Source organism: Pseudomonas sp. WHRI 8519 (assembly GCF_040224055.2).
In the GTDB taxonomy this organism is placed as follows: domain Bacteria; phylum Pseudomonadota; class Gammaproteobacteria; order Pseudomonadales; family Pseudomonadaceae; genus Aquipseudomonas; species Aquipseudomonas putida_X.
Genome location: NZ_CP167996.1, coordinates 4768423 through 4790420, shown reverse-complemented (window position 1 = coordinate 4790420; position 21998 = coordinate 4768423). Strand labels below are relative to the sequence as shown.

25 protein-coding genes are annotated in these 21998 nt (G+C 61.1%); 18 read left to right on the top strand and 7 right to left on the bottom strand.

All coding sequences use genetic code 11. The features are described 5' to 3' along the window. The first annotated feature begins 38 nt into the window (after window positions 1–38). The 8 genes from ABRP30_RS21880 to rpoS all read left to right on the top strand — a co-directional run bounded on the left by ABRP30_RS21880 (window position 39) and on the right by rpoS (window position 7268). Complete coding sequence (locus ABRP30_RS21880; RefSeq protein ID WP_241804428.1) at window positions 39–1151, top strand: S-(hydroxymethyl)glutathione dehydrogenase/class III alcohol dehydrogenase; 1113 nt, start codon at window positions 39–41, stop codon at window positions 1149–1151. Between the two features lie 8 nt (window positions 1152–1159). Continuing rightward, window positions 1160–2014, top strand: a complete 855-nt coding sequence (gene fghA, locus ABRP30_RS21875) for an S-formylglutathione hydrolase (RefSeq protein WP_349974734.1) — start codon at window positions 1160–1162, stop codon at window positions 2012–2014. Window positions 2015–2166: 152 nt separating this feature from the next. After that, a complete protein-coding gene (ispF, locus tag ABRP30_RS21870) occupies window positions 2167–2640 on the top strand; it encodes a 2-C-methyl-D-erythritol 2,4-cyclodiphosphate synthase (RefSeq protein WP_349974733.1) in 474 nt (157 codons plus the stop codon). Beyond that, window positions 2637–3695: a tRNA pseudouridine(13) synthase TruD gene (gene truD, locus ABRP30_RS21865; RefSeq protein ID WP_349974732.1), complete on the top strand. Its 1059-nt coding sequence runs from the start codon at window positions 2637–2639 to the stop codon at window positions 3693–3695. The genes ispF and truD overlap by 4 nt, the downstream gene beginning before the upstream one ends. Next, window positions 3683–4432 (top strand): 5'/3'-nucleotidase SurE, encoded by a 750-nt coding sequence (surE, locus tag ABRP30_RS21860; protein ID WP_012315875.1) that lies wholly within the window; start codon window positions 3683–3685, stop codon window positions 4430–4432. The genes truD and surE overlap by 13 nt, the downstream gene beginning before the upstream one ends. Window positions 4433–4470: 38 nt before the next feature. Next, window positions 4471–5109: a protein-L-isoaspartate(D-aspartate) O-methyltransferase gene (locus ABRP30_RS21855; RefSeq protein ID WP_161872020.1), complete on the top strand. Its 639-nt coding sequence runs from the start codon at window positions 4471–4473 to the stop codon at window positions 5107–5109. Between the two features lie 185 nt (window positions 5110–5294). After that, window positions 5295–6152, top strand: a complete 858-nt coding sequence (locus ABRP30_RS21850) for a peptidoglycan DD-metalloendopeptidase family protein (protein ID WP_349974843.1) — start codon at window positions 5295–5297, stop codon at window positions 6150–6152. Window positions 6153–6260: 108 nt separating this feature from the next. Beyond that, the gene (gene rpoS / locus ABRP30_RS21845; protein ID WP_241804432.1) at window positions 6261–7268 is read left to right on the top strand and encodes an RNA polymerase sigma factor RpoS; all 1008 of its coding nucleotides are present in this window, start codon (window positions 6261–6263) and stop codon (window positions 7266–7268) included. Window positions 7269–7772: 504 nt separating this feature from the next. Here the strand turns inward: rpoS and fdxA are convergent. Together fdxA and mutS are read right to left on the bottom strand one after the other, a co-directional pair. Then, window positions 7773–8096 (bottom strand): ferredoxin FdxA, encoded by a 324-nt coding sequence (gene fdxA / locus ABRP30_RS21840; protein ID WP_012315871.1) that lies wholly within the window; start codon window positions 8094–8096, stop codon window positions 7773–7775. Window positions 8097–8236: 140 nt separating this feature from the next. Beyond that, a complete protein-coding gene (mutS, locus tag ABRP30_RS21835) occupies window positions 8237–10810 on the bottom strand; it encodes a DNA mismatch repair protein MutS (RefSeq protein WP_241805932.1) in 2574 nt (857 codons plus the stop codon). A 138-nt stretch (window positions 10811–10948) separates the two neighbouring features. On the opposite strand from mutS, the gene ABRP30_RS21830 reads away from it, so the two are divergent. From ABRP30_RS21830 to recX, 5 genes are all read left to right on the top strand, one after another. Further along, window positions 10949–11695 carry an XRE family transcriptional regulator gene (locus ABRP30_RS21830; protein WP_267818188.1) on the top strand — a complete coding sequence of 249 codons (747 nt, stop codon included), beginning with the start codon at window positions 10949–10951 and terminating at the stop codon, window positions 11693–11695. 235 nt (window positions 11696–11930) lie between these two features. Further along, window positions 11931–12266 (top strand): phage holin family protein, encoded by a 336-nt coding sequence (locus tag ABRP30_RS21825; RefSeq protein ID WP_267818186.1) that lies wholly within the window; start codon window positions 11931–11933, stop codon window positions 12264–12266. Window positions 12267–12373: 107 nt separating this feature from the next. Continuing rightward, the gene (locus ABRP30_RS21820; protein ID WP_241805949.1) at window positions 12374–12856 is read left to right on the top strand and encodes a CinA family protein; all 483 of its coding nucleotides are present in this window, start codon (window positions 12374–12376) and stop codon (window positions 12854–12856) included. Window positions 12857–12959: 103 nt separating this feature from the next. Next, window positions 12960–14027, top strand: a complete 1068-nt coding sequence (gene recA, locus ABRP30_RS21815; RefSeq protein WP_241805950.1) for a recombinase RecA — start codon at window positions 12960–12962, stop codon at window positions 14025–14027. A gap of 18 nt (window positions 14028–14045) precedes the next feature. Then, complete coding sequence (gene recX / locus ABRP30_RS21810) at window positions 14046–14516, top strand: recombination regulator RecX (RefSeq protein WP_241805951.1); 471 nt, start codon at window positions 14046–14048, stop codon at window positions 14514–14516. A gap of 29 nt (window positions 14517–14545) precedes the next feature. Here recX and ABRP30_RS21805 read toward each other — a convergent pair whose 3' ends face one another. Continuing rightward, a complete protein-coding gene (locus tag ABRP30_RS21805) occupies window positions 14546–15664 on the bottom strand; it encodes an LOG family protein (RefSeq protein ID WP_349974731.1) in 1119 nt (372 codons plus the stop codon). Between the two features lie 301 nt (window positions 15665–15965). Here ABRP30_RS21805 and ABRP30_RS21800 point away from each other — a divergent pair, with 301 nt between their 5' ends. Then, a complete protein-coding gene (locus ABRP30_RS21800) occupies window positions 15966–16169 on the top strand; it encodes a hypothetical protein (protein ID WP_241805953.1) in 204 nt (67 codons plus the stop codon). On the opposite strand, the gene ABRP30_RS21795 is transcribed toward ABRP30_RS21800, so the two are convergent. Beyond that, the gene (locus ABRP30_RS21795) at window positions 16170–16589 is read right to left on the bottom strand and encodes a quorum-sensing-regulated virulence factor family protein (protein ID WP_267818178.1); all 420 of its coding nucleotides are present in this window, start codon (window positions 16587–16589) and stop codon (window positions 16170–16172) included. It abuts the gene before it with no gap. Between the two features lie 222 nt (window positions 16590–16811). Between ABRP30_RS21795 and ABRP30_RS21790 the strand changes: the two genes are divergently transcribed. The 3 genes from ABRP30_RS21790 to ABRP30_RS21780 all read left to right on the top strand — a co-directional run bounded on the left by ABRP30_RS21790 (window position 16812) and on the right by ABRP30_RS21780 (window position 18787). Beyond that, on the top strand, window positions 16812–17522 hold the full coding sequence (locus tag ABRP30_RS21790; protein WP_267818177.1) for a tRNA-uridine aminocarboxypropyltransferase: 711 nt from the start codon (window positions 16812–16814) through the stop codon (window positions 17520–17522). A 178-nt stretch (window positions 17523–17700) separates the two neighbouring features. Further along, the gene (gene erdR, locus ABRP30_RS21785; RefSeq protein WP_012315844.1) at window positions 17701–18351 is read left to right on the top strand and encodes a response regulator transcription factor ErdR; all 651 of its coding nucleotides are present in this window, start codon (window positions 17701–17703) and stop codon (window positions 18349–18351) included. 73 nt (window positions 18352–18424) lie between these two features. Then, window positions 18425–18787, top strand: coding sequence for a diacylglycerol kinase (locus ABRP30_RS21780; RefSeq protein WP_008094698.1), 363 nt, complete (start codon window positions 18425–18427; stop codon window positions 18785–18787). Here ABRP30_RS21780 and finR read toward each other — a convergent pair. Then, the gene (gene finR, locus ABRP30_RS21775) at window positions 18784–19710 is read right to left on the bottom strand and encodes a LysR family transcriptional regulator FinR (RefSeq protein WP_241805956.1); all 927 of its coding nucleotides are present in this window, start codon (window positions 19708–19710) and stop codon (window positions 18784–18786) included. The two genes, ABRP30_RS21780 and finR, sit on opposite strands and share 4 nt — an antisense overlap. Before the next feature lie 117 nt (window positions 19711–19827). Here finR and fpr point away from each other — a divergent pair, with 117 nt between their 5' ends. Continuing rightward, on the top strand, window positions 19828–20607 hold the full coding sequence (gene fpr / locus ABRP30_RS21770; protein ID WP_012315841.1) for a ferredoxin-NADP reductase: 780 nt from the start codon (window positions 19828–19830) through the stop codon (window positions 20605–20607). Window positions 20608–20802: 195 nt separating this feature from the next. Here the strand turns inward: fpr and tsaA are convergent, their stop codons facing one another. Continuing rightward, complete coding sequence (gene tsaA / locus ABRP30_RS21765) at window positions 20803–21498, bottom strand: tRNA (N6-threonylcarbamoyladenosine(37)-N6)-methyltransferase TrmO (RefSeq protein WP_349974730.1); 696 nt, start codon at window positions 21496–21498, stop codon at window positions 20803–20805. Window positions 21499–21504: 6 nt separating this feature from the next. Next, on the bottom strand, window positions 21505–21966 hold the full coding sequence (locus ABRP30_RS21760) for a DUF1456 family protein (RefSeq protein ID WP_241805958.1): 462 nt from the start codon (window positions 21964–21966) through the stop codon (window positions 21505–21507). Window positions 21967–21998 lie beyond the last annotated feature (32 nt).

Genomic DNA, 21998 nt, shown 5'->3' with positions numbered 1-21998 from the left:
CTGCCTGCCTGAACTGACCCTTTGTCTGGAGAACGTTGATGATCAAGTCCCGTGCCGCTGTAGCCTTCGAGGCTAAAAAACCGCTGGAAATCGTCGAGGTGGACGTGGCCATGCCCAAGGCTGGCGAAGTGCTCCTGCGCGTGGTCGCCAGCGGCGTTTGCCACACCGATGCCTATACCCTGTCGGGTGCCGACCCAGAAGGTATCTTCCCGTCGATTCTGGGTCATGAAGGTGGCGCGATCGTCGAGGCGGTAGGTGAGGGTGTCACCTCCGTGGCGGTCGGCGATCACGTGATCCCGCTGTATACCCCTGAGTGTGGTCAGTGCAAATTCTGCCGCTCGGGCAAGACCAACCTGTGCCAGGCCATACGGGCCACCCAGGGCAAAGGACTGATGCCGGACGGCACCACCCGTTTCTCGTACAAGGGCCAGCAGCTGTTCCACTACATGGGCACCTCGACCTTCTCCGAGTACACCGTGCTGCCGGAAATTTCCGTCGCCAAGATCCAGAAGGAAGCGCCGCTGGAAAAGGTCTGCCTGCTAGGTTGCGGCGTCACCACCGGCATCGGTGCGGTGCTGAACACTGCCAAGGTCAAACCCGGTGACACCGTCGCCGTCTTCGGCCTGGGCGGCATCGGCCTTTCAGCGATCATCGGTGCGGTCAAGGCCAAGGCCTCGCGCATCATCGCCATCGACATCAACCCAGCCAAGTTCGAGATCGCTCGCCAGCTGGGTGCCACCGACTGCATCAACCCGAAAGAGTACGATCGCCCGATCCAGGAAGTGATCGTCGACCTTACCGATGGTGGCGTGGACTTTTCGTTCGAATGTATCGGCAACGTGCAACTGATGCGCGCGGCCCTGGAATGCTGCCACAAGGGTTGGGGTGAGTCGGTGATCATCGGCGTTGCCGGCGCTGGCCAGGAAATCGCTACTCGCCCGTTCCAGTTGGTGACCGGTCGCGTCTGGCGCGGGTCTGCTTTCGGTGGCGTACGCGGCCGTACCGAACTGCCAAGCTACGTGGAAATGGCCGAGAAGGGCGAGATTCCGCTGGATACCTTCATCACCCATACCATGGGCCTGGAGGATATCAACAAGGCGTTCGACCTGATGCATGAAGGCAAGAGCATCCGCAGCGTGATCCACTTCTGAGGTGAGCCATGAGCCTGGATAACATCTCCTGCCAGAAAAGCTTCGGCGGCTGGCACAAGCGTTACCGGCATCACTCCAAGGTGCTGGGTTGCGACATGGTGTTCGCCGTTTACCTGCCGCCGCAGGCCGAACAGGGCGAAAAGCTGCCCGTGCTGTACTGGCTCAGCGGCCTGACGTGCACCGACGAGAACTTCATGCAGAAGGCCGGCGCCCAGCGCCTGGCCGCTGAGCTTGGCCTGATCATCGTCGCGCCCGATACCAGCCCGCGTGGCGAGCAGGTGCCAGGCGACCCTGACGGTGCCTGGGACTTCGGCCTGGGCGCCGGCTTTTACCTCAACGCCACCCAGCAGCCTTGGGCGCAGCACTACCGCATGCACGATTATGTGGTCAAGGAGCTGCCAGAGCTGATCGAAGCGCACTTCCCGGCCTCGGATCAGCGCAGCATCAGTGGCCACTCCATGGGTGGGCACGGCGCGCTGGTCTGCGCCCTGCGCAACCCGGGGCGCTATCGTTCGGTATCGGCGTTTTCTCCGATCAGCAATCCGATGGATTGCCCTTGGGGTGAAAAGGCGTTCAGCCGTTACCTGGGGGAAGACCGGGCGCGCTGGCGTGAGTGGGATGCCAGTGTGCTGCTTGCCGAGACGCCAGCGGGCCAATGCCCACCATTGCTGGTCGATCAAGGCGATCGTGACGACTTCCTGGCCAAGCAGCTCAAGCCTGAAGCGTTGGAGCAGGCGGCCCGCAAAGGGGGGCATGCCTTGGACCTGCGGCTGCAACCTGGCTATGACCATAGCTATTACTTCATCGCCAGCTTCATTGATGAGCATCTGCGCCATCACGCCGTGGCACTTGGGCGGGGGTAGGGGGGCAAGCTTCAAGCTTCAAGCTGCAAGCTGCAAGCTGCAAGGCAGTGCGGTTGGCGCAGCGCCTGCTTTTGGCTTGCGGCTCGTAGCTTGCAGCTTGCAGCTGCAAATGCAGGTAGAATCACGCCCTGACTCAATCAGGGCGTTTTTCTATGCGTATTGGCCACGGCTACGATGTGCACCGTTTTTGCGACGGTGATTTCATTACCCTGGGTGGGGTGCGTATCCCCCACAAATACGGCCTCCTGGCCCATTCCGACGGTGACGTGCTGCTGCATGCACTGAGCGATGCCTTGCTTGGCGCGGCGGGGCTGGGTGACATCGGCAAGCACTTCCCCGATACCGATCCCCAATTCAAGGGTGCCGACAGCCGTGCGCTGCTGCGCCATGTGGTCGGCATCGTCCAGGCCAAAGGCTGGAAAGTCGGTAATGTCGACACCACCATCGTTGCCCAGGCGCCGAAAATGGCCCCGCATATCGAAACCATGCGGCAACGGATCGCCGAGGACCTGCAGGTCGAGCTCGACCAGGTCAACGTCAAGGCTACCACCACCGAAAAACTGGGCTTCACTGGCCGCGAGGAGGGTATTGCCGTGCACGCGGTCGCCCTGCTGCTGCCAGCATGACCGAAATGGAACTGCTGGGCCCGCGCGCATCGGGCCAACCCCTGGGCACCGCGATACTCAAGGCTGTGGCCGAAGATTTCCAGGTCGACGAGGTGCTTGACATCCCGCTCTCTGGCCAAGGGGAGCACCTATGGCTGTGGGTGGAGAAGCGTGACCTCAACACCGAAGAAGCTGCCCGCCGCCTGGCGCGAGCCGCAGGCGTGCCGGTGCGCTCGATCAGCTATGCCGGCCTCAAGGACCGCCAGGCCCTGACGCGCCAGTGGTTCAGCCTGCACCTGCCGGGCAAGGCAGACCCTGACCTGTCGCGTGCCGAAGATGCCACCCTGCGCGTGCTCAAACAGGTGCGTCACCAGCGTAAACTGCAGCGCGGCGCCCATTCGGCCAATGGCTTCACCCTGCGCCTCAGGGCGCTGGCGGCTGATCATGCTGCCCTTGATGCCCGCCTGCAGACGCTTAAGCAGCAGGGTGTGCCGAATTACTTCGGCGGCCAGCGTTTCGGGCATGGCGGCGGCAACGTTCAGGATGCCCAGCACTGGGCGGCCCGCAAAGCCCTGCCCGAGCAGCGCAACGTGCGTTCGCGGTTGCTCTCGGCTGCCCGCAGCTACCTGTTCAACCAGGTCCTGGCCGCCCGTGTTGCTGACGGTAGCTGGCAGCAGGCCCAAGTCGGTGATCTGCTGGCATTCACCGATAGCCGTAGTTTTTTTTCGGCGGGTGAACTGGAATGTTCAGATCCTCGCTTGGCCATTCTGGACCTGCATCCTACCGGGCCAATGTGGGGCGAAGGCCCGTCTCCTGCGGCCGGCGCGGCCTTGGCACTGGAGACGGCGATAGGCGAGCAGCATGCAGCGCTGTGCCAATGGCTGGCCAATGCAGGCATGAGTCACGAACGGCGCATCCTGCGGCTCCCTATTGGCGGCCTTACGTGGCATTATCCGGAGCCTGATAACCTGCAACTGGAATTCGTCCTTCCGGCCGGATGCTTCGCCACCGTGGTGGTGCGCGAACTTGTCGATCTGGTGCCGGCAGGGCAGACGGACAGCCCATGCGTATTCTGATTTCGAATGACGACGGTGTTACGGCACCTGGCCTCGCCGCGCTACACGGTGCGCTGGTGGATTATGCCGAGTGCGTGGTGATCGCCCCGGACCAAGACAAGAGCGGCGCCGGCAGTTCGCTGACGCTGGACAGGCCGTTGCACCCGCAAACCCTGGCCAACGGCTTCATCAGCCTCAATGGCACGCCTACCGATTGCGTGCACCTGGGGCTCAATGGCCTGTTGCCGGAAACACCGGACATGGTGGTATCGGGGATCAACCTCGGTGCCAATCTGGGTGACGACGTGATCTATTCCGGCACGGTCGCGGCCGCGCTGGAGGGGCGCTTCCTCGGCGGTACCTCGTTGGCATTTTCATTACTGTCGCGTCTGCCCGACAATCTGCCGAGCGCCGCGTTCATCGCCCGCCGCCTGGTCGAGGCGCAGTCACGCCTGGAACTGCCGCCGCGTACGGTCCTCAATGTCAATATTCCCAACCTGCCGCTGGAACACATCCGTGGCATACAGGTTACCCGTCTCGGTCACCGGGCGCGGGCGGCGGCACCGACCAAGGTGGTCAACCCGCGTGGCAAGGAAGGTTACTGGATTGCCGTGGCCGGTGATGCCGAAGACGGTGGGCCGGGTACCGACTTCCACGCGGTGATGCAAGGTTATGTGTCGATCACCCCGCTGCAACTGGACCGCACCTTCAACGATGCTTTCGAGCAGCTTCATGGTTGGCTGGAGGGCGTGCTCTGATGCGCGAACAGGACGATCTGCAGCGCCGGGGTATCGGTATGACTTCCCAGCGTACCCGCGAGCGGCTGATCCAGCGCCTGTGCGAAGAGGGCGTATCGAACCCCAAGGTGCTCGATGCCATCCGCCGTACGCCGCGCCATCTGTTCGTCGATGAGGCCCTGGCCCATCGTGCCTACGAAGATACTGCGCTGCCGATCGGGCACAATCAGACCATCTCCCAGCCTTTCATGGTTGCACACATGAGTGAGCTGCTACTGGAGGCCGGGCCGCTGGACAAGGTGCTGGAGATCGGAACCGGGTCCGGTTACCAGACGGCCATCCTTGCCCAATTGGTGGAGCGGGTATTTTCGGTAGAGCGCATCAAGGTGCTGCAGGACCGTGCCAAAGAACGCCTGGTCGAACTGAACCTGCGCAACGTGGTGTTCCGTTGGGGGGATGGGTGCGACGGCTGGCAGGCGCTGGCCCCCTACAACGGCATCATCGTTACCGCCGTGGCGCCTGAAGTGCCACAGGCACTGCTCGACCAGCTGGCTCCCGGGGGGCGAATGGTCATCCCGGTAGGCCCTGCTGGCGAAGTCCAGCAGCTGATGCTGATCGTGCGTGAGGAGCAAGGCTTCTCCCGCCGTGTACTGGGCGCCGTGCGCTTCGTACCGTTGCTCAATGGCCCGGTGGCCTGAGCTGCAGGGAATATTTGTGCTGGCGACGAATTCTTGCCGCATTGCCCTGTCTATCTGGCGGGGCATCCCGGCTCTTTACCGAGCCTGTGGCCGAGCCTGCCAATACAGTCGCACTCGGTTATAATTGCAACATTATTGCATTTCTTTGCGTATTTTCGATTTTCGGCACCATGAGGGGAGCGCGGGTGGGGCACACAGTCATTCGGCAGCGCAGGGATTGGTTGAGTTTCAAGCTTCTGGTGATTGCACTGGCCATGGGCGCCCTGCTGACTGGTTGCTCAAGCACCGGCTCAGGCGGCGCACGCGTGGTCGATCGCAGCAATGCGGCGCCCAATCGGCCGACGGTGACCTCGGGGCAGTATGTGGTCAAGCCTGGCGATACGTTGTTCTCCATTGCCTTTCGCTACGGCTGGGACTACAAGGAGCTCGCAGCCCGCAATGGCATCTCTGCGCCTTACACCATCCGGCCAGGTCAGGCGATCCGCTTCAGCAGCGGCGCTACCGGCAGTACCACAGTGGTGTCCAGCCCCTCTTCTTCGAGCAAGACGACGGTCATTCGTCGGCCTGTTGGACAACCTATCACGACCCCCGCCAGCGGCGGGAAAACGACGCCAACAACGCGAACCACGCCTACTCCGGTGGTTACCACGGTGCCCGCCGCAGAGCGCGCGGTGGGCGGTTGGACCTGGCCTGCAAATGGCGTGCTGATTGGAAAATTCGCTTCAAACGGTAGTTTGAATAAAGGCATTGATATCGCCGGTGATTTGGGACAGCCTGTTTTTGCTGCGTCTGATGGTGCGGTGGTCTACGCCGGGAGTGGCTTGCGGGGCTACGGCGAACTGATCATCATCAAGCACAGCGATACCTACGTCAGTGCCTACGGTCACAACCGCAGGCTGTTGGTTCGGGAGGGGCAGCAGGTCAAGGCAGGGCAGTCGATTGCTGAAATGGGGTCCACGGGCACTGATCGGGTGAAGCTGCATTTCGAGATTCGCCGCCAGGGCAAACCCGTCGATCCACTCCAGTTCCTGCCACGTCGTTGATTGTTGTTCCCGGCCTGTTCCTCTGAGGTAGAGGGGAGAGGCTCCAGCGATGCCAGGGATGCAGGCGCCGCTCGAGTCTGAGTTCGAACTCAGCAAAGGACTATAACAATGGCTCTCAATAAAGAAGCGCCGGAGTTTGACATCGACGATGACGTGCTCCTGATGGAGACGGGCATCGTTTTGGAAACGGATGTGGTGTCAGACGAACCTGCTGTACCGTCGGTTCGGACCAAGGCTAAATCAGGCTCTACGCTCAAGCAGCATAAATATATCGATTACAGCCGGGCGCTCGATGCCACCCAGTTGTATCTCAACGAGATTGGTTTCTCGCCTCTGCTTTCGCCGGAAGAGGAAGTGCACTTCGCGCGCTTGTCGCAGAAGGGCGACCCAGCCGGGCGCAAGCGCATGATCGAAAGCAACCTGCGCCTGGTCGTGAAAATCGCCCGCCGTTACGTGAATCGCGGCCTGTCCTTGCTTGACCTGATCGAGGAGGGCAACCTGGGGTTGATTCGAGCAGTCGAGAAGTTCGACCCAGAGCGCGGTTTCCGTTTCTCGACCTACGCGACGTGGTGGATCCGCCAGACCATCGAGCGGGCGATCATGAACCAGACCCGCACCATTCGCCTGCCGATCCATGTCGTCAAGGAGCTCAACGTCTACCTGCGTGCCGCGCGGGAGTTGACCCAAAAGCTCGACCACGAGCCTTCCCCCGAAGAGATTGCCACCCTGCTGGAAAAGCCCGTTGCCGAGGTCAAGCGCATGCTTGGTCTTAACGAGCGGGTATCGTCGGTGGATGTTTCGCTCGGGCCAGATTCGGACAAGACCCTGCTCGATACACTCACCGACGATCGGCCGACCGACCCGTGCGAACTGCTGCAGGATGACGACCTGTCTCAGAGCATCGATCAGTGGCTGGGCGAGCTCACCGACAAGCAGCGCGAGGTGGTGGTACGCCGTTTTGGTCTACGGGGGCACGAGAGCAGCACCTTGGAGGATGTAGGCCTCGAAATCGGCCTTACCCGTGAGCGGGTGCGGCAGATCCAGGTAGAGGGCCTCAAGCGCCTGCGTGAGATCCTGGAGAAGAATGGCTTGTCCAGTGAGTCACTGTTCCAGTAAGCATTCAATGCCAGTATGCAAAACGCCCCGATGACCTCGGGGCGTTTTCGTTTGGTGCGCAGGCCATGGCGGCCGGCCGTTAGCTGAGTACGAGGAATATGTAACTTGCTACCCCTGATGCACTGCGTGTAAGCCTTTGCTTACTTGTTGTGTAAGCCATACACGTAACAGCCAGTAAATCATTGTCGTTTCCAGATCCGATTTTTTCTCAAGCCGCTGAAATAATTGAACTTTTTGGATATGTGGAAATGTGTCCACGGCAATGTCTTGTGAGGGTTCGCGGTTGCCTGGCCTCCAGAAGTCGTTAGTATTCGAACTGTGCACACGGACATGCACAGGCGTTCAGGAAGAGCGCCAAGGACATCGCAAGACGCGATTCATCAGGACGATGTTCAGGACAAGCAGGGACTACGGAAAAAAATGTGGGCGGGTCAAACCGCCCCTTTTTTTCGCCCGCAGAAAATGAAAAAAGGCCCGTTGCGGGCCTTTTTCGTATCCGGGCGATTAACGCTCCAGATCGGCGATCTTGCCGGGCTTGCCATCCCACTCTTCGGCGTCAGGCAGGGCATCCTTACGCTCAGTGATGTTCGGCCAGATCTCCGCCAGCTCGGCATTGAGCTCAAGGAAGTTCTCCATGCCCGCAGGCACTTCGTCTTCCGAGAAGATGGCCTGGGCCGGGCATTCAGGCTCGCACAGTGCACAGTCGATGCACTCGTCCGGGTGAATGACCAGGAAGTTCGGGCCTTCGTAGAAGCAGTCCACCGGACAGACTTCCACGCAGTCGGTGTATTTGCATTTGATGCAGTTGTCGGTGACGACGAAGGTCATTTCTAGTTCTCTCCTCAGGCAACGGCGGCGGCCCTTCCTCTCAGGGCCGCGCGGTTTACGGGCATGTGGCTGCAGGCCAGGCTAATAAACTGCAGCACCAGCAAACCGCGGCGGATTCTACCAGCTTGTAGTGGACGCCGTTATAACAGGTTCTTTAGTTGATATAGCATTTCGATAGCTTGACGCGGGGTCATGTCGTCCAGGTCCAGCTTGCCCAGCTTCTCGATGGCCGGGTGTGGCAGGCTGGCGAACAGGTCGCTCTGGTGCGGTGCTTGTGGCTCGCCCTTGGCTTTTTTCGACACGGGTTGTTCGTGGGGCAGGCTGCTGGTCTCCAGCCGCCCAAGGTGTTCGCGCGCACGCTGGATGACCGGCGACGGCACGCCCGCCAGTTGCGCCACGGCCAGGCCGTAGCTCTGGCTGGCGGGGCCAGGCAGCACGTGGTGCAGGAACACGATGCGCTCGTTGTGTTCGGTAGCGTTCAGGTGGACGTTGGCCACCAGCGGTTCGCTTTCCGGCAGGACGGTCAACTCGAAGTAGTGCGTGGCGAACAGCGTGTACGCACGCAGCTGCGCCAGGCGCTCGGCAGCCGCCCAAGCCAGCGACAAGCCGTCGAAGGTGCTGGTGCCACGGCCGACCTCGTCCATCAATACCAGGCTGCGATCAGTGGCGTTGTGCAGAATGTTGGCGGTTTCGCTCATCTCGACCATGAACGTCGAGCGGCCTCCTGCCAGGTCGTCGCTGGAGCCGATACGGGTGAAGATGCGATCGACCAGCGACAGTTCGCAGCTGGCCGCCGGAACGAAACTACCGATGTGCGCCATCAGCACGATCAGTGCGGTCTGGCGCATGTAGGTGGATTTACCACCCATGTTCGGGCCGGTGATGATCAGCATCCGAGTGCTGTTGTCCAGGCCCAGGTCGTTGGCTACGAACGGCGTGGTCAGTACCTGTTCGACCACTGGGTGGCGCCCCTGCTCGATGCGCAGGCAAGGTTCTTCGACGAAACGCGGGCAGTTCAGGTCCAGGTTCAGCGCCCGCTCGGCCAGGTTGCTCAGCACGTCCAGCTCGGCCAGCGCCGCAGCGCTGTCCTGCAGCGGTGCGAGGTGGCTGATGAGTGTCTCGAGCAACGCGTCGTACAGCATCTTCTCGCGGGCCAGGGCACGGCTCTTGGCCGACAGCGCCTTGTCCTCGAACGCTTTGAGCTCCGGCGTGATGAAGCGCTCGGCCCCTTTGAGGGTCTGGCGACGAATGTAGTCGCCCGGGGCCTGTTCGGCTTGCTTGGTCGGCAATTCGATGAAGTAGCCGTGCACCCGGTTGTAGCCGACTTTCAGGTTGGCAAGCCCGGTGCGGGCCTTCTCGCGGGCTTCGAGGTCTATCAGGAACTGGCCGGCGTTTTCGCTGATCGCCAGCAGATCGTCCAGCTCGTTGTCGTAGCCGGCCTTGAGTACGCCGCCGTCGCGGATAACCGCTGGCGGGTTGTCGATGATCGCCCGCTCCAGCAGGCTGGCCAGTTCCGGGTAGGTGCCGGTGATGGCCGCCAGGCGCGCCAGGTGTGGGGCTTCCAGCTCGGCCATGGCGTTCTGCAGTTCGGGCAGGGCGCCGAGGGCATCACGCAAGCGTGCCAGATCCCGCGGGCGGGCATTGCGCAGGCCGATACGGGCGAGGATCCGCTCGATATCGCCAATTTCCTTGAGCTGGGGCTGCAGTTTTTCGAAGCGGTAGCCATCGAGCAGGCAGCGAATCGAATCCTGGCGCGCCTGCAAGACCTTGAGGTCGCGAAGCGGCCGGTTCAGCCAACGGGTCAGCAGCCGGCTGGCCATTGCGGTCTGGCAGCGGTCGATCACCGACTGCAAGGTATTGTCGCGGCCGCCTGCCAGGTTGATGTCCAGTTCCAGGTTGCGACGGCTGGCCCCGTCGAGGATCACGGTGTCGTCCAGGCGCTCATGGCGCAAGCTGCGCAGGTGGGGCAGGGCGGTGCGCTGGGTTTCCTTGGCGTAGGTCAGCAGGCAGCCGGCGGCGCCGATGGCCAGGGTCAGCTTGTCGCAACCAAAGCCCTTGAGGTCTTTGGTTGCGAACTGCTGGCACAGCGCCTTGCGTGCCGAGTCGCGGTCGAAGTCCCAAGGGGCACGTCGGCGTGCGCCCGGACGTTTCTCGGCCGGCAGGTCGCGGGGCCAGTCGTCGGGGATCAGCAGCTCGACAGGGTTGATGCGTTCAAGCTCGGCCAGCAGGTTTTCCCAGCCTTTGATCTCTTGCACGCTGAAGTTGCCGCTGGTGATATCCAGCACTGCCAGGCCAAACAGGCGCTCGTCCCCCAGCAGTGCGGCAATCAGGTTGTCGCGGCGCTCATCGAGCAACGCTTCGTCGCTGACGGTGCCTGGGGTGATGATGCGCACCACCTGACGCTCCACCGGGCCCTTGCTGGTGGCGGGGTCACCGATCTGCTCGCAGATCACCACCGACTCGCCGAGCTTGACCAGCTTGGCCAGGTAGCCTTCCAGCGAGTGGAACGGAATTCCGCACATGGGGATCGACTGGCCGGCAGACTGACCGCGCGCGGTCAGGGTGATATCCAGCAGTTTTGCGGCTTTTTTCGCATCTTCATAGAAGATTTCGTAAAAGTCGCCCATGCGGTAGAACATCAGCTGGTCCGGGTGCTGGTTTTTCAGCTTCCAGTACTGCTGCATCATCGGGGTGTGTGCGGAAAGATCAGACATTCAGGGCCTTACAGCGGGTATCTGGTTGGCGATTGTGAAACCGGCAATGGTACAGGCTTTTCGGCCGAGATGCAGGCGGCGGGCGAGCGCCTTTGCACCCGGCTGCATCGATTGCATTTCCTGCGGCGGCGCTGCATTATGCACGCTATGCAAAAACGCAATGTAGCTACCGTACTCAGAGAACTGCTCGCCCGCCACGGCTTGTCCCCTACAGAGCTGCATCGGCGCACGGGCGTGCCTCAGTCCACCTTGTCGCGGATCCTCAGCGAGAAGATCGTCGATCCCTCGGACAAGCACGTGTCGAAAATTGCCGACTATTTCGGCGTCAGCACTGAACAGCTGCGCGGCCGCGCGGAACTTGGCGCCTCACGCGAAGCCGCCGTGCCCGCACACGGCCATGCTGACCTCAGTGACATCAGCCTGTGGGATGATGAAACGCCCGTCGAGGACGACGAGGTGTCAGTACCCTTTCTCCGTGAGGTCGAGTTGGCAGCAGGATCAGGAAGATTCGTCATCGAGGAAAGCGAGCGCGCTCGCCTGCGCTTCGGCAAGCGCAGCCTGCGCCATAACGGCGTGCAGTTCGACCAGGCCAAGTGCGTGACCGTGCGCGGCAACAGCATGCTACCGGTGCTGCGAGATGGGGCGACGGTCGGTGTCAATACCGGCAAGTGCTCGATCGGTGACATCATCGATGGCGATCTCTACGCCATCAACCACAATGGCCAATTGCGCGTGAAGCAGGTTTATCGGTTGCCCACGGGTATCCGCCTGCGCAGCTTCAATCGCGACGAACACCCTGATGAAGACTACAGCTTCCTGCAGTTGCAGGAGGAGCAGATCAGCTTGCTCGGTCATGTGTTCTGGTGGGGCATGTACGCCCGCTGACCAGGCGTTTTTTCAGAAAAACCCGCTTTGGCGGGTTTTTTTTCGCCTGGTGAACAGTCCTACAGGCCTGATGAGCAGAGACCTTCATGCGTATCAGCAAAGCCGAGCTTACTTTTCAATGAATAAATGCATTGACTGCATATGCATGTACGCATAGATTGTGTCTCAGGTCGGGCTAGACCTTTATTACGCCGGCAGCGCGGATGCCGGTGGGCATCACACGGGAGACAGGGCAGTGACGAACGAGCACCAAGTGTTACTGGAGATGCCGCTCTGGCTGGTGATCGTCCTGGCATCGCTGGGCGGCCTCAGCGGCGAAATGTGGCGGGCCGACAAGGCGGGCGCCACCGGTTGGTCGCTGCTGCGACGACTGGCGCTGCGCTCCGGCGCCTGTATCGTCTGCGGCGTTTCGACGGTGATGTTGCTCTATGCCGGCGGCCTGTCGATCTGGGCGGCCAGCGCATTTGGTTGCCTGACCGCGGTAGGTGGCGCCGATGTTGCCATGCGCCTTTATGAGTGCTGGGCGATCAGGCGGCTGGGCTTGCGTGAAAACGCGTCGAGCGATGAGTGAATGAAGGATGTGCATGCGAAAGTGTGCGCTTGGGTAAAGCAATGCCTGTCCCGATCAGCCACCTCAAATGCTAGGGTGTGGCTCTGCCTCTCTTCCAGGAACTGCACATGGACCCGATTACCGTTCTCTCCGCCCGGCTGGGCGAGCACCTGCGCCGTTTCAGCGCCCAGGTCACCACCGCCGAATCCTGCACCGGCGGTGGTATCGCCGAAGCTATCACCCGCGTACCTGGCAGCTCCGCCTGGTTCGAGGCTGGCTATGTCACCTACTCCAACGCTCAGAAGACCCGCCAGCTTGGGGTCCCTGAACATTTGTTCGCCCAGGTAGGTGCAGTCAGTCAGGAAGTGGTCGAAGCCATGGTGCGCGGCGCCCAAGCGGCCAGCGGTGCGCGTTTCGCCGTGGCGGTGAGTGGTGTGGCCGGGCCCGATGGTGGCTCGCCGGCCAAACCCGTTGGTACCGTGTGGCTGGCATGGGCCGATGGCAGTCATGTGATCAGTGAGCGTCGCCACTTCGACGGCGACCGTGAAGCAGTGCGCCGACAGACGGTGATCGCCGCGTTAGACGGCTTGTTACAGCTTGGTGCCGAGTAAATCGACGACAGGGGTTTGCTCAAGCGCTTCCCTGTGGAATAATACTGGCTACTTATACAGGTATTCCGGCCATCAGGGCCAAGTCGAACACGTGAGGATTTCAATGGACGACAACAAGAAGCGCGCCTTGGCTGCGGCCCTGGGTCAGATCGAACGCCAATTCGGCAAGGGCGCAGTCATGCGCATGGGCGATCACGAGCGCACTGGCATTCCGGCCATCTCCACCGGCTCCCTGGGCCTGGACATCGCCCTGGGCATCGGCGGCCTGCCAAAAGGCCGTATCGTCGAGATTTATGGCCCGGAGTCTTCGGGTAAAACCACGCTCACCCTGTCGGTCATCGCCGAAGCCCAGAAAAGCGGCGCCACCTGTGCCTTCGTCGACGCCGAGCACGCGCTGGACCCTGAGTACGCCGGCAAGCTGGGCGTAAACGTCGATGACCTGCTGGTTTCGCAGCCGGATACCGGTGAGCAGGCGCTGGAAATCACCGACATGCTGGTGCGTTCCAACGCCGTTGACGTAATCATCGTCGACTCCGTGGCCGCCCTGGTACCCAAAGCGGAAATCGAAGGCGAGATGGGTGACATGCACGTTGGCCTCCAGGCCCGTCTGATGTCCCAGGCGCTGCGTAAGATCACCGGTAATATCAAGAATGCCAACTGCTTGGTCATCTTCATCAACCAGATCCGTATGAAGATCGGTGTGATGTTCGGTAGCCCCGAAACCACCACCGGTGGTAATGCCCTGAAGTTCTATGCCTCGGTGCGCCTCGACATCCGCCGTACTGGCGCAGTCAAGGAAGGCGACGAAGTCGTCGGCAGCGAAACCCGCGTCAAGATCGTCAAGAACAAGGTCTCGCCGCCGTTCCGTCAGGCTGAATTCCAGATTCTTTACGGTAAGGGTATCTACCGTAACGGCGAAATCATCGACCTGGGTGTTTCCCAAGGGTTGGTCGAGAAGTCGGGGGCCTGGTATGCCTACCAAGGCAACAAGATCGGCCAAGGCAAGGCTAACGCGGCCAAGTACCTGCAAGAGAACCCGGCCATTGGCGCCGAGATCGAGAAGCAGATTCGTGAGAAGCTGCTCAAGGCGGGTGTCGTTGCCGAAGCGGGCAAGGCTGCTGCAGCCGATGCCAACGCCGACGACGTGGCTGATGCCGACGCCGGTTATTGATAGCTGCTTGGCCTGATCATGTCCGTCGTACTCGACACCCCCGTCGCCGTTCGGCGGACAGCCATGGACCTGCTTGCGCGCCGCGAGCATGGTCGCGTCGAGCTGACGCGTAAACTGCGTCAGCGCGGCGCTACGGATGAGTTGATCGAGCCAGCGCTCGATCGGCTTGCCGAAGAAGGGCTGCTCAGCGAGGCTCGCTACCTCGAAAGCTTCATCAGGTACCGTTCCAATGCCGGCTATGGTCCAGCGCGTATTCGCGAGGAACTCGGCCAGCGTGGCCTGAACCGTGGCGATGTCGACCAGGCACTGCGTGACTGTGGTGTGAACTGGGCAGAGCGGTTACAGGATGCCTGGCAGCGCAAATATGCCGGTCAACGTCCGCAGGATCCCCGCAGCCGCGCCCAGCAGACCCGATTTCTCGCTTACCGTGGGTTTCCCATGGACATGATCGGCCGCCTGCTCAGCGGCCGAGACTTGGACGACTATTGATCTAACAGCCACATCGCAGGCAGGCGTACTCAGCTGACCTTCAGCGCCTCCCTTGCCCGCTGTGTAGTATGCATCGGCTGGGGCTTGGCCCAGTTCTCCGACAGATTGATGAAATCCACCAGCTCACGCAGGCGCCCTTGGTTGCGCCCATTGAAGGCAAAGGTCAGGCGGGTCAGGTGGTTGTAGTTGCCTACTTCATGCTCTGCGCCACTGTCGGCATGTTGGTAGTACTTACCGCTGAGCCGTAAATCGGCGAAGGCTTCCTGAATTTCATGCAGTGCTGCGTCGCTGAGCCGATGATGCATGCGGATCACGAACTGGTTCTTCAGCCAACGGCTGGAGTGGTAGTTGCTGTAGAACTGGTTGATCTCCTCCACCGCCTCGTCGGCACTGTGCACCAGGCGTAGCAGCTTGAGGTCACTGGGTAGGATGTAGCGGTTTTCTTCCAGTTGCCTGCTGATGAAGTCCAGGCAGTCTTGCCAGAAGCTGCCACCTGGTGAATCCAGCAGCACCACCGGTACCAGTGGGCTTTTGCCAGTCTGAATCAGTGTCAGTACTTCCAGTGCTTCGTCGAGCGTGCCGAAACCTCCGGGGCAAAGGACCAGGGCGTCCGCTTCCTTGACGAAGAACAGCTTGCGAATGAAGAAAAAGTGGAAGGGCAGCAGCTTGTCAGTGCCGTCCACTGTAGGGTTGGCGTGTTGTTCGAAAGGGAGGGTGATGTTGAAACCCAGGCTGTGGTCGCTACCCGCGCCTTCATGCGCAGCGGCCATGATGCCGCCACCTGCGCCGGTAATGACCATCAGGTCGGAGCGGGCCAGTGTCGCGCCCAGTTCCCGGGCCAAGGCATACATCGGGTGTTCCAGCGGTGTGCGCGCCGAGCCAAAAACCGTGACCTTGCGCCGGCCCTTGTAGCGTTGCAGGCTGCGGAAGGAGTGGTCCAGTTCGCGAAGGGCCTGCAAGGTGATCTTGGCACTCCAGCGATCGGTGTCGTCGTGGGCCATGCGCAAGATGGTCAGCATCATGTCCCGGTACAGTGGCAGGTTGGGGCTGTCCGGTGCGACCAATTGCAGTTGTTCGTCTAGCTTGCTCAGGTCGATACCACTGTCCCTGAAGTGATTGAACAGATACTCATTGGGTTGGTAAGGCATTCAACGTCTCCTTCTGCAGCAAAACCTCTGACCGAGCTGATGGCTGGGCTCGGCCGCGACACTACGTGCGTCGCTGGCTGCTCTTGCTCGAGTGTGCGTCCCGAGCATTGCAGTAGGCCTTCAAGGCCCTGATGCAGTGCGTCATTCATCTTGTCGTTTTTGTGCGCTTCGCTATCAATCTAGACCCTTGCGCCACTTCGTGCAGGCACTATCGCTGCGGCCACTCGTCGGCACGCGGCCATTGATGGCAAGGGTTTGGTTAACTGGAGAAGCGAAACGTGTCGATGCAGGAGGTGGCGGTATGCATCGCTTGGTCATCGAGGTAGACCGGCAGCTGTATCAGCAGCTGGAACATGCGGCCCAGGTCCATCATGTGAGCCTGGAAGCGGAGTGCTTGCGGCGGTTGGCTGCGTTGGAATGCCAATCACCCTATCTGCAGGCGCTTTTGGCAGAGATGCGCGCCGACGAAGAGCCGCAGCGCGCGGAGGATGAGCGGGTCAGTTGATCACTTCTTCTTGTTGCCGGCAGTGCAGCTGGCAGCGTCGAAGGCCTGGTCCATGACAGGTTCGTTGGTCTTGTAGACGGTGAAGCGATAGACCATCACGGCGCCTTTGGACATCAGGTTGCGGTAGCCGCTATTGCGGCAGACGCTGTCACCCAATTGGCTACGCACCTCGGCGGGTTTTTCCTGCATGCGTGCGGCGTGCTCGGCGCGTACGCTCAGGTGATTGACCAGTGCTCTGCCTTCAACGGTATAGCCCTGGTCGAGGATATCTTCGTTGATGGCCCTTGGGGTGCCGACGCTGCTTTGCTTGGCGACCTTTTCCAGCAGCTTGTTCAGCTCGAACTCCTGCTTGGAGGCCCCCTGGGCTGCCAGTGGCAGGGTGAGCAACAGGCTCAGGGTCGGGACGATAAGACGCAGCATGAATCTCTCCTGGTTCGGTGACTGGCGCTTCGACATGCGCAGACGGCTGGTGTTCCATGAAACCCGCAGTATCGCGGGTAGGCTCGCGGCCACCAAACGCCGATTATAAAGGACCAGCCCGTCCAGCTGCACGGCAAATGACGCCCGCTCTGATAGAATGGCGCTTTGTTTTCATCGAGTTATCGCAGTGTCCAGTCACAACCTGTTCCGAGGCTTGCCAGCATGAGCCATGCGGTAGCGCGCCTGCGCGCCGAACGGCTGGCCCGCAGCATCAAGCCGTTCATTGCTCGTGGCTCACGTGCCGAACGTTGCCCTGACTGTCGGGTTATCGCCACCCATTGTCTATGTGCCTGGAAGCCAAAGGTGCAGGCCGACTCGGGTGTATGCCTGTTGATGCATGATACCGAGCCACTGAAGCCCACCAACACCGGCTGGCTGATCGCCGACGTCATCGAAGAGACCTCTGCCTTCGGCTGGTTGCGCACGGCGGTGGACGAACGATTGTTGACCCTGCTGGCAGACCCCCAGTGGCAGCCGTACATCGTCTTCCCCGGGGAATTCGTCGCCCAGGAGCGGGTGGTCAGCGAGGTAGTTCGTGTGCCGGGCAAGCGGCCTTTGTTCATCCTGCTGGACGCTACCTGGACCGAAGCCCGCAAAATGTTCCGCAAGAGCCCTTATCTTGACCGCTTCCCGGTGCTCAGCCTGCAAGCTGAGCAGATGTCGCGCTATCGCTTGCGCCGCTCCAAGCGCGATGATCATTTCTGCACTGCGGAAGTGGCTGCCATGTGCTTGGACCTTGCGGGTGACCACCAGGCTTCCCAAGCCCTGGATGCGTACCTGGATGTGTTCAGCCTGCACTACCTCAGTGGCAAGCGTCGTCTGCCACTGGATGAGCAGGACGCTACCCACCAGCGTTTGCATACCTTCCTATAGTCCAAGGGGCACAAGCCCCACTTTGGTTCATAATGACGGGGCTGGCGGCCAGGATGAAGCGAGGCGCCGGGGCGAGTGGTTTGACCCGCCCGGTTGTGCTCGGCACCTTGGCGCCGATTCCCCGCCGGGCGCTATCATTCCGCCGCTGCGCCTGGCACAGAACAGGATCCTTAGATCGATGGCCATGTACGAAATCCTGATTGCCGATGACCACCCACTGTTTCGTAGCGCTCTGCGCCAGGCCGTCACCCTCGGCCTGGGTGCGGATGTGCGCCTGGTCGAGGTGGCGAGCATCGCCGAGCTGGAAAGCCGACTGAGCGAAAAAGCCGACTGGGATCTGGTCCTGCTGGACCTGAACATGCCGGGTGCCTATGGTTTCTCCGGGCTGGTCCTGCTCCGTGGCCAGTACCCTCAGATCCCGGTGGTGATGGTCTCGGCCCAGGAGGAGGCTGCCGTGGTAGTCAAGTCCCGTGAGTTCGGGGCCAGTGGCTTCATTCCAAAGTCCAGTGGGCTGGAAGTGATTCAGGATGCAGTGAGAAAGGTGCTCGATGGCGACGTTTGGTGGCCGCCTCAGGCATTCGAAAGGGTCGATGTGTCGGCCGAGGCCAAAGCCGCCAGCGAAGGCCTGGCCAGCCTTACGCCACAGCAGTTTCGCGTGCTGACCATGGTCTGTGAAGGCTTGCTTAACAAACAGATCGCCTACGAGCTGAATGTGTCGGAAGCGACCATCAAGGCTCATGTGACAGCGATCTTTCGCAAGCTGGGCGTGCGCACGCGAACCCAGGCGGCCTTGCTGCTGCAACAACTTGAATCTGTTGCAAGCAGCTAACTGCTTGCAGCTTCACGCTTTTTTGACTCGTTTTGGACTAGTCTGCTGGCCTTTCATCGGTGAAGTGACGCACATGTCGCCATTCAAAGGCCAGACCGGCCTCAAACGTATCTTCAATGCCGCCGGCTATTCGCTGGACGGCCTGCGCGCCGCCTTCAAAGGCGAGGCTGCTTTCCGTCAACTGGTACTGCTCAATGTGCTGCTGATCCCGATTGCCTTTTGGCTGCCGGTAAGCCGCGCAGAGCGGGCCATCATGATTGCGGTGTGCCTCCTCGGGCTGATCGTCGAACTGTTCAACTCGGCGGTAGAGGCGGCCATTGACCGTATTTCGCTGGAGCGCCACCCGCTTTCGAAAAACGCCAAGGACATGGGCAGTGCTGCGCAACTCGTAGCGTTGACGATGGTGGCGTTGGTCTGGGGCGTTATCCTGCTCTAAGCGATCGGCGGCAGAACAATTTCGTCACTGCGGGTGAAGCCTGCGGTGAAGTTACGGCATAACTCGAGAAACTCGCGCATGGCCGAGGTCTGGTATTTTTGCTTGTGCCAGATGAAATAGAACTGGCGCATCAGGTCCAGCTCCGGGGTTTCAACCGGCACCAGGCTGCCACGCCGGAAGGCATCGCGCAGTGCCAGGCGCGATATGCAGCCAATGCCCAGGCCTGATTCCACGGCGCGTTTGATCGCTTCGGTGTGCTCCAGCTCCAGGCGGATGTTCAGGTTGGCGCGATGATGGCGCATGGCCTGGTCGAACGTCAGTCGTGTCCCAGAACCCTGCTCACGCAGGATCCAGGCTTCCTGGGACAGGCTTTCGATATCTGCATGGCCCACCTCGGCCAGCCGGTGTTGCGGCGCGCAGAACACCACCAGTTCGTCCTCCACCCAAGGCTGCACCTCCAGGTCTGGATGGCTGCAGTCGCCTTCGATCAGACCCAGATCAATTTCGTATTGTGCAACCTGGTGCACGATATGGGCGGTGTTCTGCACGTGCAGTTTGACCTGGCTTTCCGGGTGTACCTGCATGAAGCTGCCGATCAGCAAGGTGGCCAGGTAGTTGCCAATGGTCAGTGTGGCGCCGACTGCCAGTGAGCCAAAACCGGACTTGCCGTTGAGCAGGTCTTCGATCTCCTTGGCCTGGTCGAGCAGCGCAACCGCTTGCGGCAGCAACTGATGGCCCAAGGCATTGAGGGCCAAGCGTTTACCTGCACGGTCGAACAACTGGCAGCTCGATTGCCGCTCCAGTTCAGTGATGGACGTGCTGGCAGCCGACTGCGACAGGGCCAGCACGCTGGCGGCTCGAGAGACGCTCTGATGCTGGGCCACGGCGACGAATACCTGTAGCTGACGAAGTGTGAATCGCATATCTATATAACCGATAACACATATCTTGATAATTCAGTTAACAGATATTGTCGCTGCCCCTAAACTATCGCGCAACTGTGCGCTTTGCGCGCTGCGTTTTCTTCAGGAGCCCCATCGATGAGCAACATGAACCACGAACGTGTCCTCAGTGTGCATCACTGGAACGACACTCTGTTCAGCTTCAAGTGCACCCGCGACCCGGGCCTGCGCTTCGAGAACGGTCAGTTCGTGATGATCGGCCTGCAGCAGGACAGCGGCCGTCCGCTCATGCGCGCCTACTCCATCGCTTCGCCCAACTGGGAAGAGCATCTGGAATTTTTCAGCATCAAGGTGCCGGACGGTCCGCTGACCTCCCAGCTGCAGCACCTGAAGGAAGGCGACGAGATCATCATCAGCAAGAAGCCTACCGGCACGCTGGTCCTCGACGACCTCAACCCGGGCAAGCATCTGTACCTGCTGAGCACCGGCACTGGCCTGGCGCCGTTCATGAGCGTCATTCAGGACCCGGAAACCTACGAGCGCTTCGAGAAAGTGATCCTGGTGCACGGTGTGCGTTACGTGAATGAAGTGGCCTATCGCGAGTTCATCACCGAACACCTGCCGCAGAACGAGTTCTTCGGTGAAGCGGTGCGTGACAAGCTGATCTACTACCCGACCGTGACCCGCGAGCCGTTCGAGAACCAGGGCCGTCTGACCGACCTGATGCGCAGCGGCAAGCTGTTCAGCGACATTGGCCTGCCACCGATCAACCCGCAGGACGACCGCGCGATGATCTGTGGTAGCCCGAGCATGCTCGACGAGACCAGCGAAGTCCTCGACAGCTTCGGCCTGAAGATCTCCCCGCGCATGCGTGAGCCGGGTGACTACCTGATCGAACGTGCCTTCGTCGAGAAGTAATCGACCGGTAGCAAGCTTGGCCTGATGCCAGTCAGCCAAGCGCTTTACGGCCCACCCCCGGCAAGCCGGCCCCCACAGGTACAGCCCAGGCTTCAATGACTGCGCGGTCCCTGTGGGAGCCGGCTTGCCGGCGATGGGCTGCGCAGCAGCCCTGACAAGGCCATTAAGCCTGTGCGCCTGAGGCTGCCAGTCCCTTCAGTTTTCCCCAACGACCTCAAGCACCCGAATCACTTCCGGCTGCGGGTAGTGCCACCTGACCTGCACATCCCAGAACTTCACCCCATACACCCGCTCCGGTACTGGCACCTGATAGGCCGGTCGAGGGTCCTGTGCCAGGCACTGCTCGATCAGCTCCACCAGTGGCTCGCCCAGGCGCAGGGCGTGTTCGCGGGCCTGGGGCAGGGCACTGTCGCCCCATTGCACGGCGATCGCGGCAGGCGCATCGCTGGCCATCAGGTTGCTCGCCCCGGCGATGCTGTCGGCATAGGGAACATACGGTTTGATATCCAGCACCGGCGTGCCATCGAGCAGATCGATGCCGGACAGTAGCAGCCGCCCCGGTTCCACCCCCTCCAGGCGTACCACCGACTGGCCGATGCCATTGGGCCGGTGGGTCGCTCGCGTGGCGAACACGCCCATGCTCTTGTTGCCGCCCAAGCGGGGTGGGCGCACCTTGAGGCGTGGCTTGTCTTCCAGGGCCTGATGGAACAGGAACAACAGCCACACATGGCTGACCTGCTCCAGGCCCGCCACGGCCTCGCCTTGGTCGAACGGTGGCAGCAACTCAAGTATCCCACGTGCAGCCGGCGCCAGCTGTGGCTGCCGTGGGATGGCGAATTTCTCCTTGAAGCAGGAGCGCACGATGCCAACAGGCGAAACCGTATGGTGCATCGCGAGTCAGCCGCGTACGCGCAGGGTCAGGCCCTTGAGGAAGTTGCGCAGCAACTGGTCGCCGCAAGGCCGATAGTTGTCATGGCCCACCTTGCGGAACAGTGCGCTGAGTTCGGGCTTGGAAACCGGGAAGTTGACCGACTTGAGGATCGCATGCAGGTCGTCTTCCTTGAGCTCGAAGGCTACGCGCAGCTTCTTGAGGATGGTGTTGTTGGTCACCGGCAGCTCAACGGGCTGTGGCGGACGGCTGTCGTCCTTGCCGCGGCGATAGAAGACCAACCCGTCGAGAAAGTGCGCCATGACCCGTTCGGGGCAACGCACAAACCCGGCCTCGTCCTCTTTCTTCAGGTAGGTGGCGAGCACCAGCGGATTAACCTCCAGGCCCGAGAGCGCGATGATCTCGGCCATCTTGGCGTCGTTCACCTTGAGCATGTAGCGCAGGCTGCGCAGTACATCGTTGTGGTTCATTGCTGCAAAATCCTGTTCAAATGCCACGCCAG